Annotated in this window: 14 protein-coding genes and 1 pseudogene; 6 read left to right on the plus strand and 9 right to left on the minus strand. The window is 62.9% G+C overall.

The genetic code is table 11. The features are described from left to right. Positions 1–30 precede the first annotated feature (30 nt). On the minus strand, positions 31–261 hold the full coding sequence (nrdH, locus tag HMPREF2690_RS03845; RefSeq protein WP_070422598.1) for a glutaredoxin-like protein NrdH: 231 nt from the start codon (positions 259–261) through the stop codon (positions 31–33). A 321-nt stretch (positions 262–582) separates the two neighbouring features. Continuing rightward, positions 583–705: a type B 50S ribosomal protein L36 gene (ykgO, locus tag HMPREF2690_RS03850; RefSeq protein ID WP_038612879.1), complete on the minus strand. Its 123-nt coding sequence runs from the start codon at positions 703–705 to the stop codon at positions 583–585. 141 nt (positions 706–846) lie between these two features. Here ykgO and nadE point away from each other — a divergent pair, with 141 nt between their 5' ends. Then, positions 847–1,665, plus strand: a complete 819-nt coding sequence (nadE, locus tag HMPREF2690_RS03855) for an ammonia-dependent NAD(+) synthetase (RefSeq protein ID WP_305764503.1) — start codon at positions 847–849, stop codon at positions 1,663–1,665. Here nadE and HMPREF2690_RS03860 read toward each other — a convergent pair. From HMPREF2690_RS03860 to HMPREF2690_RS03875, 4 genes are all read right to left on the minus strand, one after another. Continuing rightward, entirely contained in the window at positions 1,662–2,078 is a 417-nt protein-coding gene (locus tag HMPREF2690_RS03860) for a type II toxin-antitoxin system VapC family toxin (protein WP_070772010.1), read from the minus strand. The two genes, nadE and HMPREF2690_RS03860, sit on opposite strands and share 4 nt — an antisense overlap. Then, positions 2,071–2,457: a type II toxin-antitoxin system Phd/YefM family antitoxin gene (locus HMPREF2690_RS03865; protein WP_070772011.1), complete on the minus strand. Its 387-nt coding sequence runs from the start codon at positions 2,455–2,457 to the stop codon at positions 2,071–2,073. Before HMPREF2690_RS03865 ends, HMPREF2690_RS03860 begins: the two co-directional genes overlap by 8 nt. Before the next feature lie 69 nt (positions 2,458–2,526). Continuing rightward, positions 2,527–3,288 (minus strand): fructosamine kinase family protein, encoded by a 762-nt coding sequence (locus HMPREF2690_RS03870; protein WP_070772012.1) that lies wholly within the window; start codon positions 3,286–3,288, stop codon positions 2,527–2,529. Then, on the minus strand, positions 3,281–3,724 hold the full coding sequence (locus tag HMPREF2690_RS03875) for a methylated-DNA--[protein]-cysteine S-methyltransferase (protein WP_070772013.1): 444 nt from the start codon (positions 3,722–3,724) through the stop codon (positions 3,281–3,283). Before HMPREF2690_RS03875 ends, HMPREF2690_RS03870 begins: the two co-directional genes overlap by 8 nt. 194 nt (positions 3,725–3,918) lie before the next feature. Between HMPREF2690_RS03875 and HMPREF2690_RS03880 the strand changes: the two genes are divergently transcribed. Both HMPREF2690_RS03880 and HMPREF2690_RS12140 read left to right on the plus strand, forming a co-directional pair. Further along, complete coding sequence (locus tag HMPREF2690_RS03880) at positions 3,919–4,365, plus strand: hypothetical protein (protein WP_070772014.1); 447 nt, start codon at positions 3,919–3,921, stop codon at positions 4,363–4,365. A gap of 356 nt (positions 4,366–4,721) precedes the next feature. Then, the gene (locus tag HMPREF2690_RS12140; protein WP_167615814.1) at positions 4,722–4,895 is read left to right on the plus strand and encodes a hypothetical protein; all 174 of its coding nucleotides are present in this window, start codon (positions 4,722–4,724) and stop codon (positions 4,893–4,895) included. Positions 4,896–4,954: 59 nt separating this feature from the next. Here HMPREF2690_RS12140 and HMPREF2690_RS11915 read toward each other — a convergent pair whose 3' ends face one another. Further along, positions 4,955–7,486, minus strand: coding sequence for a S8 family peptidase (locus tag HMPREF2690_RS11915; RefSeq protein WP_245167893.1), 2,532 nt, complete (start codon positions 7,484–7,486; stop codon positions 4,955–4,957). Between the two features lie 83 nt (positions 7,487–7,569). Further along, a complete protein-coding gene (locus HMPREF2690_RS03895) occupies positions 7,570–8,526 on the minus strand; it encodes an AAA family ATPase (protein WP_070772016.1) in 957 nt (318 codons plus the stop codon). A gap of 393 nt (positions 8,527–8,919) precedes the next feature. On the opposite strand from HMPREF2690_RS03895, the gene HMPREF2690_RS12545 reads away from it, so the two are divergent. Beyond that, positions 8,920–9,306 carry a helix-turn-helix domain-containing protein gene (locus HMPREF2690_RS12545; protein WP_083316863.1) on the plus strand — a complete coding sequence of 129 codons (387 nt, stop codon included), beginning with the start codon at positions 8,920–8,922 and terminating at the stop codon, positions 9,304–9,306. Here the strand turns inward: HMPREF2690_RS12545 and HMPREF2690_RS03900 are convergent. After that, the gene (locus HMPREF2690_RS03900; RefSeq protein ID WP_246818896.1) at positions 9,228–9,824 is read right to left on the minus strand and encodes a TetR/AcrR family transcriptional regulator; all 597 of its coding nucleotides are present in this window, start codon (positions 9,822–9,824) and stop codon (positions 9,228–9,230) included. The genes HMPREF2690_RS12545 and HMPREF2690_RS03900 overlap by 79 nt on opposite strands. 59 nt (positions 9,825–9,883) lie before the next feature. On the opposite strand from HMPREF2690_RS03900, the gene HMPREF2690_RS12365 reads away from it, so the two are divergent. Next, positions 9,884–10,426 carry a GNAT family N-acetyltransferase gene (locus tag HMPREF2690_RS12365; RefSeq protein WP_070772017.1) on the plus strand — a complete coding sequence of 181 codons (543 nt, stop codon included), beginning with the start codon at positions 9,884–9,886 and terminating at the stop codon, positions 10,424–10,426. Between the two features lie 6 nt (positions 10,427–10,432). Then, positions 10,433–10,963: pseudogene (locus tag HMPREF2690_RS12370) on the plus strand (GNAT family N-acetyltransferase). Positions 10,964–11,277: the final 314 nt, after the last annotated feature.

Consider the following 11,277-nt stretch of genomic DNA (forward strand, 5'->3'; position numbering starts at 1 on the left):
CGCCTCATGGCGTCGGTATGCGCGCGACGCTTAAGCCGCTGCGAGCAGACCCTTGATGCGCTCCGGGCGGAAGCCGGACCAGTGCTCACCGTTAGCCTCAACCACCGGAGCCTGAACATAGCCGAGGGCCATCACGTAATCGCGGGCCTCTTCGTCCACAGAAATGTCGACGGTGGTGTACTCAAGGCCGGCCTTCTTCAGCGCCTTCTCGGTTGCCTTGCACTGCATGCAAGCCGGCTTGCTGTAAACGGTGATCGACATCGCTTGTGGTCCCTTCTCTGCGGGTTCTTTGGGGAGATTTTCTTCTGTCCCCGTCTCCGCGGGGCAACACCAAGAGACACTATACCTTGGGGCTGAGAAGGGCAACTGCTACTACATGTAGTAGTTACATGGGTGATATTCCCAGGATAGGTGCCCAGAATTACCTACATGTAGTCCGCACGCTCATCCGCAACACACAGTTTTGTTGTTTCACGGGTGTAATTTCCTCGAAATAGATTCATCCCGCCCTAGAACTTCGCCTGTTTTTGGGAACGCAAAAACCCCGCCACCACACGGTGACGGGGCGCCTGCTCGCGACAATTAACCCTGACGGGCCTTGAAGCGCGGATCCTTCTTGTTGATCACGTAAACCTTGCCGTTGCGGCGCACAACCTGGGCGCCCGGCTTGTTCTTCAGCGACCGAAGCGACTTGCGGACCTTCATCGGGCGCTCCTTTCTGCTCGGATTACCTGCAATTAGCGACGCACGGCGAACTGCCGGGTCGCAACACGGGGATAAATGTTACACATCCCCCGCGCTGAATCAAAACCCTCACGTATCCCCCTCCCATATACGATGAGCGCTATGCAATCCGAGATCATCGCCGCACTCGGCGTGTCCCCCGTTATCGACCCTGCCGCAGAGATCGACCGCCGCGTGCAATTCTTGGCCGATTACCTCGACCACACCGGCGCAAAAGGCTACGTGCTTGGCATTTCCGGCGGGCAGGACTCCACCCTCGCCGGCAAGTTGGCCCAGCTCGCGGTAGAGAAGCGACGCGAGGCTGGCTCGGCTGCCGAGTTTGTCGCTGTCCGTCTCCCCCACGGCGTGCAGGCCGACGAGGACGACGCGCAACTGGCGCTGCGGTTCATCGCTCCGGACGAGACTGTAACCGTGGACATTGAGCCGGCCACCACCGCGTTGTCCGGAGCCGTCGCAGGCGCGCTCGGTGTGGAGGGACTCGGCGACTTCAACAAAGGCAACGTCAAGGCACGTATGCGCATGATCGCCCAGTACGCCATCGCTGGTGAGCGTGGCCTGCTGGTCATCGGCTCCGATCACGCAGCGGAGAACGTCACCGGGTTTTTCACCAAGCACGGCGATGGCGCGGCCGACCTCATCCCACTGGCAGGCTTGAACAAGCGCCAGGGTGCGACAATGCTCAAGCACCTCGACGCCGATCCGCGCCTGTGGGAGAAGGTGCCCACCGCCGATCTGGAGGAGGACCGCCCAGCCCTTCCCGACGAGGAAGCGCTTGGCATCACCTACGCACACATCGACGACTACCTCGAAGGCAAGACCATCCCCGCCGACGCCCAGAAGCGCCTCGAGCACCTGTGGCGCATCGGCCAGCACAAGCGCCACATGCCGCCGGGCCCTGCCGACACTTGGTGGCGCAGCTAGAGCAGATCTCCACCATAGGGGTGAACCACCGTCGCCCCTACCGATAGTGCAGCTGCTGCTTGTTTCCGGTCCGCCGTAATGAATGGGCAGTTCAGCCCTAGTGATTGCATCCTTGCCCAAGTCCCAACATGCAGGGCGTCGAGCGCTTTTACTTCACCACTGACCGCCGTTGCGGCTGCGATTGCCTGATCGTCCACTTTCGCGAACGAGACTGCCGACATCACCGCGCGGATGCGGTCGCTCAATTGCCCCACCCGGTGAACAAAACGTGCCAGTTCTACTTTAGCGATGGCTGAACTTACTACCTCTTGCCCCGCCAAGACCTCTCTCGCCCACTCGCCGTACGACTCATTGCCGATCGACGCAATGAGCACGGACGAGTCGACGTATACAACGGGCTTCCCCCTATTCATCACCTTCACCCTTGCCTGCGTGAGTACTGTCCAGGGCGCGGAGGTCCGCCATCACCCGCTCCAGGCGGTCCTCACCGCGCTCCTCCTCAAGCCATTCCCCCAGAGTGAAGTCGAGCTGGACGGGTTCCCAGTCCGCCTCGAATGGTTTCCCCCTCTGCTCCAGAAGCCCCAGTTCCTCAAGCCGGTCCAAGCCCACTTTCTGGCTCACCGGATGAATTTCCGCAATCGGCCTTCCCCTGTCCGTCACTGTCAATGCAATCCTCTCCTTGATCACACGGTCGATCACCGCACGCGTCTTTTGGTTCAGTTCCCGCATGGAGACGGTGGCGCTACCCGCCTGTTCAGCCAGCAGCTCTTGCAGCCGTTCCTCGACACCCATGCGCCACCTTCCCGTTGTATTACATGTATTACAACGCAGAGTAGCGGGCATTCACTCCCCGGTCAACCCCTAACCCACCACGCGCAGGGTCTCCTCCGCCGCCCGCACCAGCGCCGAGCCGTAGGACGGGCCGTGCGTCCACGCGTGCACCGCGAGCGGGTGCAGCTGGTGGACGACGATGCGCCGCTGCCAGGCCCGGCCCAGGCCTCCCCCAGCGTCGAGGTAGCCGTCGATGATCGCATCGAAGTGCGGCGCGCCGAACAGGTCCAGCATCGCGATGTCGGTCAGCGGGTGGCCGCCGTGCGCGGCTGGGTCGATAAACCGCGGGCCCTCCGGGGAGAACAGCAGGTTGCCGGTCCACAGGTCGCCGTGGATGCGGGCCAGCGGCGCGTCCTCGTCCTCGCGCACCAGTGCCTCGCACGCGCGCTGCACCGTCTCCAGCCCCTCCCGGTCGAGGTTGCCGGCGCGTACGGCGTGCTGCGCAAACGGTAGGACGCGCTGCTCGGTGTAGAACTCGGCCCAGCGTGTCGTCGGCACGCATGACTGCTCGCGGGTGCCGATGAAGTTCGGGCCGTCCCATCCGTCCGCCGGCGCGCCGAACGCGTCCGCGCCCATCGCATGGATGGCGGCCAACTCCCGGCCGGCCTGGCGCGCCGCGTCCTTGGTGGGCCGCGCGCTGCCAACGCGCTCAATGGTCACAGTGTTGGCGTCCTCGTCCAGGTCGAGCACCTCCACCACCGCGTTGGACCCCTCGCGCAGCCAGCGCAGGTACGCCGCCTCGGCCGCCGCCGCTCCCGGCGCGCTGCCGTGCTTGACAAAGGTCTCAGACATCGATGCCCTCCAATCGCAACAGGAAACGTTTCGCTTCGGTGCCGCCACGGTAGCCGCCAAGGGAGCCGTCGGCACGCAGCACGCGGTGGCACGGGATGAAAATCGGCAGCGGGTTCGTCGCGCACGCAGTGCCCACCGCACGTACCGCCTTCGGGTTGCCCACCGCGCGGGCGAGTTGCGCGTAGGAGGTGGTCTCCCCGTACGGGACTTTCGCCAGCTCCCGCAGCACCGCAGCGCGGAACTCAGTCACGTTCTGCAGGTCCAGCGGCACGGAGAACTCCCGGCGCGTGCCGGCGAAGTATTCGCTGAGCTGTTGGGCGGCTACGGGGTGGTCCGAAGGTGCGCCAATAAGCAAGGGCTCCCCTTCGAAGCACACGCGGGCCACGCCGCGCTCACTGGCGACGAAGCGCAACGGGCCGATCGGTGACACAAACATGCAGCTCAGCGTAGCTCCCGGTCGATGAGATCGCGCTAGATTCCTAACAATGCACCGGAAACTTACGCCCGTCCTCGTCTGCGCCGCGGCCCTTACTTTGGCCTCCTGCGGCAACCCATCCGACATCATCGCCGGCACCAGCCCCGCTATCGCCTCCGCAGTGTGCTGACGGCAACGACGGGTGCGAATCCGACATGCGCCAGCTCAGCTACAAGCTCGATGTGCTCGACGACGCCGACGGCGACGGCATCATCAACCGCGAGGAGCTCAACGCCGCCCTCACGCGTTTGGACAAGGAAGCCGAGGAGAAGGAGGCCGCCGCCTCGTCGTCTTCCTCGGCGGCCGCGTCCTCCTCTGCCGCAGCAGCGTCGAAATCCGCGGAAGCAGAGCGCAAAGCGGCCGAACGCGATGCCGCGAACCAACAACAAGCACCGGAGCCCGCACTGCAGCAGCAGGCACCGGCGCAACCCGCGCTGGCGCGATCGGGCCCGCCAGCCATGGAGTGGGCCACCATCGGCCCCTATGGGAGCCTGTTCACGTGCGAGCAAGCGCGCGACGTGTGGCCCGTGGATTCACACGCCTGCTACACCGGCGCTGATGGCAACGCATACTTCGAAGGCATGCGCCGGGCCGCTCAGTAGCGCCGTAGCCCCGCAACGCAAGAACTGCCCAGCCGAACAGCCGGGTAGTTGCATTTCGACGTCGGGCTAGCGGTAGACTTGTCGAAACTTGCCCCGGCCGTGATTCAGATGGTGCGAGCGCACCGGTCAATCCGCACTGAACGGCACAGGACGCACCGTGGAAACGCCATCCACAGCAGGCGCCGCGAGCATCCTAAGACCTCCTCCAGCGAGCGGAAACCGCCTACGCTGCCGGCGGGTCTCTGAAAGCTGTGGCCCGACAGGCTGGTATTGCGCACGAGCGGCTCGCTCGTCTCCTTCGGGAACGCGGTGTCATCCTCCGTAACCAATCACCGTCCAGCAGTGAGATTCGGCTGATGCGTGCCATGTATGAGCAAGGGGTTTCACTGGAGCGTGTAGGCGACAAGTTCGGCTACACGGCGGGGACGGTCCGCAAACATTTGATCATCTTCGGCGTGGTGATGCGCGATACGCACGGTCGTGTCCGAGCGGAGCCCCACGGCTTCGGCCAAGAGATCAAGACATCGTGACGGGCGCTGCTGTTCCCAGCGGGAGCTGGGTCAGAGTATGCAGTCCTTCGCCGTGTATATCAGCTCTGTACCCGGCCGCGCACTCGATCGCGGGCTTGCTGCCGCAGTCTTGCCCGTACTTCGTCGTGGATCGTGGTCGAGGTCTGCTCTGCTGTCTCGATGGAGACCACCAGTGCGTATCGCACCGTCTTACCAGCACCAAGGTGTTGGGCATCGTCCATGCATTCAACGTGGATCGGGAACGTATCATCGTCGCCGAACACCATGGCGCGGCTGCCTTGGATAATCTCGTGTTGGAGGCTCCCTCGCCTGACCGAGTTGTGCTCCGCATCAATGCGTTCTCCGCCTGCGAGTTGCTTGTCTGGAGTGGCGAAGTACACCTTCGCAGCTCGGTAGCGGTTGAGCCGACTGACAGTGGGAGCCATGTACGCCAGGGTGATGGTGAGGCGATGCCATTCTGCGCGTGCACGAAGCGAAGTCGGGAGTGGCAATTCGTAGGTGTGACGTTGGTCGCCGGCTATCAGCCCTCCGCTGACTAGGACTGCTCTGTTTGTGGCCGCAGCGCCAAGTCGATCTGTGTCGAGGCGCCCGTAGCCCAGAAGCGCGGTCAGGCGTCGACGAGCTTCCCGATTGCTCAGATTGAGTTCGCGGCGCAGTTGCGGTTCCCAATCACCCCAGCTTGTCGCATGGGCAAGGAGGGCTCTCACTAGTAGGGGATGATATTGAGGATCTGGCAGCGGCGCGTCTTCTGAATCGTCGGAGCCAGCTTCAAGGACATCGAAGAGTCGGCTGGCCTCGCGCGTTACCAGTGCCGTTGCGTTGCTCGTGCCGACACTGAAGACAGTGTTGTTGGTTGCGCCTGCTCGCCCAGGCGCAGCCACCTGGAGCCCCGGACCGGTAGTTGCGGTCTGGGCCAGTTTCACGGCGACGGTTTCTAGGCGATCGGATGGAATGACAGGACGGGTGTAGAGCGCTCTGCCACCGGTGTGGTGCAAGTCGGGCTTTACTGATCGATCGACGCCGGGTCCCGTCGCGCCGTAGTGGGCAGGTCCGTTCGGGTGCGTAATGTCCCAGGCGGTGTCTGGTACGTCGATATCGCCAAGTCCGTCGGCGTGGGTCGCTCCGATGGTGAGTGCGTTGAGAGCATCTCCTGGAGGGAGGATGCCACGCAACAGCGCGCTGTCGTGGAGGGTTCGGATTGCAGCGGATCGAGCGGATTCGGGGTCGCTGGCCACGGTAACGGGAATTGTGATTGGGTCGAGGTGATTGCCAGCGCTGACGATGAACAGCAGATTGTAGGAGTGAGCTAGCCAGTCGAGTAACCGACCAACAGGGCTCATCCTTCTCACGAGCGCTCGTGCTTGGGACCCGATAGAGAGGTTGATGACGCGCACGCTGGGTGCGACAGGGCCGTGGCCGGCATCACCTTCAACGATTCGCTTGACCGCGCGGTGTAGCAGGTCAGGGAACAGCCTGTCTGGCAGGATCTGTTCGTGTCCTGGCATGAACTCGTGGGGTTGCATGATTGGGCGCACATAAAGGGGCCGGTCGATCGGTTCACTGCGGGTGGCAAGGTCTCCATGAATGATCAAGGACGCCATCGCCGTGCCGTGGTAACGAGAGACCAGCGGGTAGTCCTCGCCAAGACCATCAGGATCATCGACTATCAGTCGACCTGCGAGGGCGTCATGGTTAGCAAACGGCAACCCATCCAGCAAGGCGACCCTAGGCAGCTCAGAAGGGGCACCTCTTCGGGGTTCCAGGTCGAACTGAATATTCGTTTCCGTAGTCGGCGGTGCGACGTGCATAGGGGTGAACGGGCTGACAAACATGACCTCGTCTGTGGCCAGCAGTTGGATCGACTCGGCCCCCTCGGTGGTCAGTGAATAAACCTGTTGAATCGGCAGTTCGGCAAGCAGGGCGTGGTAGCTGATCTCCCCGATCTGAGAGCGATCGAGCACACGCCCGCCACTGTCGGCGATGACTTGCTCGACGTGCGCTTGCGCGGTGGTGCGCTGTCTAGCATCGGAGCGGTACCACAGCTCGATTTCAACCATCACAGTGCTCACGGATTGGCCGACGAGGTCGAGCGTCTCTTGCCACTGTTCGCGAAGGCCGGTCTCTCGGATGCGATCCTCTGGCCCCCAGCGTCTGATTGAGGTGAGCTGTTCGAACGCTGTCTTGAACCTGCCGAGGCCACGAGCAAACTTTGTTGTTGGGTCTGTTTGCCAAGTCTTGAACAAGCTGAGGAGTTGATCAATCGCTTTTGCGTTCGACAACATTAGGTACAGGGAGTGCTGAACGGGCTTGTCCATACGGCCGCTCTTGGACTCCACCATGTGGAAATCGTCGTCAGGGTCAGATTGCTCCCCGATCAATTCAGACAAGAACTCCAGCCCGTCGACTTTGTCGATCGCGTTGCGGAAATCCGTGACGCTGCCGGCGAGGTCAAAGACCACTACCAAGGCCGGATCTACCTCATCCCGCGCGTCAGGCGAGAGACGTGCGCGCTCAGCATCGAACGCCGAGCGCAGTTCACCAAATTGCGGTGTCAGGCGTGCGCCCTGCCTGCCGCTGGTTGGTTTAGACAAGCGTGGCAGATCGCGGGGCTTTTGTTTTGGTCGGCCTGCAACCTTTGGTGCCCCGAATGCCAGGAGGGGCCGAGGCTCGGCCGTCATCCCGTTGCCCGATCTCGTCTGTTCTCCAGACGTTCTTCGACGATCTTCCGGAGGTTGCTGTCGGGGAGTTCAAGGACTGCTCTGCGACGCACGTCGAGAGCGAACTCTTCCAGTTCGGAGAAGCTAGCTCCCGCAAGTTTGTCCGCCAGAGTACGCGGGGCAAATCCGAGATCACCGCCCAGCCGAGCGGCGAGGCGTTCGAGAAAGCGCGTCGCTTGAGCACGGCTGGGTGGTCCGAGTTCGGCGCGGATCTGGAAGCGTCGCCATGCTGCCCGGTCGAGAAGCTCGCTGTGGTTTGTCGCCCCGACTAGAAGGACATGCGGAGGCAGCCGGTCGATCTGGAGCAGCAGTGTCGAGACCACGCGCTTGATCTCTCCTGTCTCGTGCTCGTCCGATCGCTCTTTAGCAATGGTGTCAAGTTCGTCGAAAAACAGGACGCAACGGCGCGTCCGTGCGAACTCGAAGGCATTGTCGAGCCGTGCAGCGGTTTCGCCCAAGAAGCTTGAGACCACTCCTTCATAACGGATGACGTAGAAGGGTAGCATCAGTTCTGAGGCGATCGCCTCGGCGACGCTGGTCTTGCCGTTACCCGGCGGACCAGACAACAGGAGTCGGTTGCGGGGCTCGATTCCGTAACTGCGGAGCAGCTCGGAACGCTTTTGCTCTTCAATCAACTCAGCGACGACCCGACGAGGGACCGGTGCGAGCTCTAGCTCTTCCAAGCGGCGTTGAGGAACGATCTCCTGGATCAGGTCGCGCATAGCTGCCGCATGGTCGTCACGCGGAGCGCTCTGCCCAGTAGTGGTAATCAGCTCGGACAAGCGGTCGGCGACAAGGTGGTGCTGGTTGGCTCGCTCCTCAGCGATTACAGCTTCGACGAGAACGCGAAATCGGTCTCGATCACCACGTCTCTCGGCTTCGACGAGGTCAAGTAGCAGGTCAGCACGCGCCATTTCTGCCTCCTTGAACCGCTAGCCGTTACCCTTGCCCCCATCTTAGCGGCGAGCACCGGGAATCGAGAGAGACTCGCCGCCCTGGACACCCCGGTCCTCGCAGTGCCGGGGCCGGTCACCAGCGCCACCAGTCATGGTCCACACTAGTTGCTCCGCACCGGCCACACACGCCTGGTCACTTCCGTTGCCGACGTCGAAAAACTTACCGCCGACCGCGCGACCAGTCATCTGGGGCCGTCGGCCGAGTTCACACGCTGCGAGGTGCCTGCGGCTGGTCCGCTGGAACGGTCTCTGACGCCCGGTCGGCAGCTTGCGGGTCTCGCACCAGAACTGCCAACGTGGCTGCTCGCAGAAGCACCTCTACGGGATTGGTGACTCCGTGACCTTGCTGCGCTGGTTAACCTCTCGGTGCCACAGCTGGGCAGAGCGTTCACACTACGATTCGGGATGCCGCCCATGCGGTACCTGGCTCACATTCGGACTCTTCGGCTGGCTCACCTTCTGGTCGAGACTGATCTTCCAATCGGCGTCGCCATGACAAAAGTCGGGTGGCGCAGCCGTAAACATGCCGCACGGCAGTTCACCGGCATCGTCGGGATCCGCCTGGCCGAACCATCGGCGCATTTTGAAGGGGCGCGCTCTCACCGAGACCATCCCGTGGCCATCAGCAACGCAGGGCAGCCCCGAATCAAAGGGCCCCCTCACGACAGGAGTGCAGTGATGCCGTCGGAGAGAATCTCGCGTGGGCTTATGTGGTGCGTCGCGCGGAGCCGCGCATAGGTAGGAGCTTGGTCAGGGTCAATGGCGACGCGCCTCTCGTCAGACGCCATGGGTGCGGTCAGCGAGGCGCCAATCACCAGGTTGGACAATCGGTACGCAGTTCCCAGCGGATCCGGGGTACCCGCTTGTTCGAGCAGGACGCACATCCGCTCGGAAAGGGCCAGGTATGCCGGGCCCCTGGGAGCGCGCATACCGATGACCTGACCGGCCCACCGATGGGTCGTGAGGTGCGCGAAGAAGGCGTGCATCAGGGCAGGCAGGTCGGCGTTGCGGATCGACTCGGACATCACGGGATCGTCTGCAAGCGCTGTGTCGAGGGCGAGGTCAAACAGATCGTCGACGGATTCGACGCGGGAGTACAGGCTGGCTGGAGCGACCCCCACCTGTTGCGCCACAGATCGCAGGGTGAGGGCCCTCAACCCGCCTTCGTCCAGCAGCCTCACCGATGCCCTCGCAACCTCCCCAATGTCCACTGCGCGGAGGCGTCGCACAGGTTTGCGGTGTTCCCAGTAGTTCACCCCACCAACCTAACCAAACACGCTTCAGTTAGCTATCCGTTCTATGTTAGGTTTAGCACATGCTGGATGCCACCACCCTCCCGATCACCTTTGAGAACACTCGCCTACGACCCCTCTCTGAGCTGGATGCAGACGCGTACGCAGCCGGCACCAAGGATGAAGCTGTGCGGCGCTTCGGCCACCTACCCGAGTCCGACTACACCCCAGAGTCCGTGCGACGGATGATCCGTGACGAGGTTGCTAAGGGTCTGTCGTCCGGCACGCTGGCAGTCCTCGCGCTTGTCGACGCCGAGACGGACCGGTTTGTGGGCTCCTTGGTGCTCTTCGACGTCAGCTCCGAGGCTGCCGAGGTCGGGTTCTGGATTCATCCGGATGCGCGGGGAGCAGGGCACGCTCGCCGGGGCCTGGAGTTGGCATCGCACTTCGCACGCAGCAGTGGACTGCAAACCTTGACAGCACGCACGCTACTGGAGAACAAGGCCTCCCAGCGGTGCTTGACGAACGCAGGGTTCCGCGCGGTCGAGCGAGCCGTCGGGACCACGCCCGCAGGACGGTGCGAGGAACTATTCCATTACCGGCGCGATCTCAAGCCCACCGCCTAGTGGCCGTTGGCGACGGAGCGGCTTCGACTCCGTCCACATAACGACGACGATGCCGAATGGCTTCACGAGCTGTACTCGCGACCCTACGTTGCCCGCTACCTGCTGGACGAGCCAAGGGCCGCGGAAGTCACCCACGACAAGCTCACCGAACGCCTAGCGAAGACTGACATCGATGGCGAGACTGGCGCGCTTGCGCTGGTCATCGAGCGTGACGGCGTCCCGATCGGAGACGTCGCGTAGTGGCTCACCGATCACGAGCACCGTCAAGGCGAGATCGGGTGGGTTCTCAACCCGGCGCACGGTGGGCAAGGTTTCGCCAGCGAAGCCGTCCGAGCAGTACTCGCCCTCGGGTTTGACCACTACCGGCTCCACCGCGTCACCGCGCAGATGGATGCCCGAAACAGCGCCTCGGCAGCACTGGCTCGTCGTGTCGGGCTCCGGCTCGAAGCACATCACGTCCAGGACTGGTTCAGCAAGGGCGAATGGACCGACACCCTCACCTTCGCGCGACTTGCCTCCGAGCACATGCGCCGATGATCGGGAGTCTGACTTTCATGCTCCCTGTATGCGGCCCCCAAATCTACCGCGCTCTGACAACGTATCGGCATACTGAAAGGCGGAGATGACTCAAGATCCCCCTGCGCCGGCCTCTCAGCGAACACAGCGGTTCGTGCTCACCGCCGTCTCTCTCGCTACACCCCGAGCAGACCACCGCCAGCGCTCTCGCACACACCAGCATCGGTGCCCGGCCCACGTCACCGCAGAAACAAAACTGCCCCGCCATCAGGCGGGGCAAGTTTCGATTTTCTCATGTTACGTGGAGCTAACGGGATTCGAACCCGTGACCCCCA

The organism is Corynebacterium sp. HMSC034E11, from assembly GCF_001835905.1.
GTDB classification, from domain to species: Bacteria; Actinomycetota; Actinomycetes; order Mycobacteriales; family Mycobacteriaceae; genus Corynebacterium; species Corynebacterium coyleae.

Bases quoted from the DNA above. Each gene is read 5' to 3' on its own strand.
- nrdH (WP_070422598.1), bottom strand. From the start codon at position 261: ATGTCGATCACCGTTTACAGCAAGCCGGCTTGCATGCAGTGCAAGGCA.
- ykgO (WP_038612879.1), bottom strand. From the start codon at position 705: ATGAAGGTCCGCAAGTCGCTTCGGTCGCTGAAGAACAAGCCGGGCGCC.
- nadE (WP_305764503.1), top strand. From the start codon at position 847: ATGCAATCCGAGATCATCGCCGCACTCGGCGTGTCCCCCGTTATCGAC.
- HMPREF2690_RS03860 (WP_070772010.1), bottom strand. From the start codon at position 2,078: ATGAATAGGGGGAAGCCCGTTGTATACGTCGACTCGTCCGTGCTCATT.
- HMPREF2690_RS03865 (WP_070772011.1), bottom strand. From the start codon at position 2,457: ATGGGTGTCGAGGAACGGCTGCAAGAGCTGCTGGCTGAACAGGCGGGT.
- HMPREF2690_RS03870 (WP_070772012.1), bottom strand. From the start codon at position 3,288: ATGTCTGAGACCTTTGTCAAGCACGGCAGCGCGCCGGGAGCGGCGGCG.
- HMPREF2690_RS03875 (WP_070772013.1), bottom strand. From the start codon at position 3,724: ATGTTTGTGTCACCGATCGGCCCGTTGCGCTTCGTCGCCAGTGAGCGC.
- HMPREF2690_RS03880 (WP_070772014.1), top strand. From the start codon at position 3,919: ATGCGCCAGCTCAGCTACAAGCTCGATGTGCTCGACGACGCCGACGGC.
- HMPREF2690_RS12140 (WP_167615814.1), top strand. From the start codon at position 4,722: ATGCGTGCCATGTATGAGCAAGGGGTTTCACTGGAGCGTGTAGGCGAC.
- HMPREF2690_RS03895 (WP_070772016.1), bottom strand. From the start codon at position 8,526: ATGGCGCGTGCTGACCTGCTACTTGACCTCGTCGAAGCCGAGAGACGT.
- HMPREF2690_RS12365 (WP_070772017.1), top strand. From the start codon at position 9,884: ATGCTGGATGCCACCACCCTCCCGATCACCTTTGAGAACACTCGCCTA.